Genomic DNA, 1,013 nt, shown 5'->3' on the forward strand with positions numbered 1-1,013 from the left:
TGACCTTCGGGGCCATCTCCGACGCGTTGTTGTCGACGGTGCAAGCGGTGATCTGGCTGGTGATCGGTGCGGTGTCGGTGCGACTGTTCGGGTTCTCGCCGGGTCAGCTCGCACTGCGGTTGCAGGTGGCGGCGGTGGACGGCCGTCTGCCGATCGGCATCGGCCGCGCCCTGGGCCGCGGTTTGTTGATCTTCCTGGTGGTCCCGCCGTTGTTCACCGATACCGACGGGCGAGGTTTGCAGGACCGGTTGACCAGAACCGCGGTACTACGCCGCTGACGCTCAGCCGTTGGCTCCGGCGCTGCCGGCGGTGCCGGCCAGCGCGCTGCCCTGGCCGCCGGCCCCCCGATGCCGCCACCGGCGCCCGCGTTGAGGCCACCGCTGCCGCCGTTGCCGCCGAAACCGATGCCGGAGGCGGCGCGGCCGCCGTTGCCGCCGTTGCCGCCCTTGATGACGCCGGCGTCGCCGGCAAAACCGTCACCGCCGGCCCCGCCGTTGCCGAACAACATCCCGGCGTTGCCGCCGTTGCCGCCGGCACCACCGAGCTGGCCGCCGCCGCCACCGTCACCGCCATTGCCCCACAGCGTGCCGCCGTTTCCGCCGTCACCGCCGTGCGCCCCGCCAGTGAAACCGAAGCCGCCCAGCCCGCCGTTGCCGCCGTTGCCGATCAGCCCGATCGCGCTGCCGCCGTTGCCGCCGGCGCCACCGACTCCGGTTGCGGCGCCGCCGATCCCGCCGAGCCCGCCGTTGCCGCCGAACCCGAAGAGTTGACCACTGGTGCCGCCGTTGCCGCCGGCGCCACCGCTGCCGAACACGCCGTAGCCGCCAACCCCGCCGGCACCGCCGTTGCCGACCAGCGCGACCGCGTTGCCGCCGGTGCCGCCTGCGCCGCCGGTGCCGCCGGCGCTGATGGCGGTGCCGCCGTTGCCGGCCAGTCCGCCATTGCCGAACAGACGTCCGCTCGCGCCACCGCCGCCGCCGACGCCGCCCGTTCCGTTCGTGGTGGCCCCGCCC

At 74.9% G+C, this 1,013-nt stretch carries 1 protein-coding gene; it reads left to right on the top strand.

What is annotated here, in order from left to right; translation table 11 throughout:
• On the top strand, nucleotides 1–278 hold a 278-nt coding region (locus AO501_RS35880), incomplete at its 5' end, for an RDD family protein (protein ID WP_197419856.1).
• Nucleotides 279–1,013 lie beyond the last annotated feature (735 nt).

It is taken from the genome of Mycobacterium gordonae (assembly GCF_001417955.2).
In the GTDB taxonomy this organism is placed as follows: Bacteria; Actinomycetota; Actinomycetes; order Mycobacteriales; family Mycobacteriaceae; genus Mycobacterium; species Mycobacterium gordonae_B.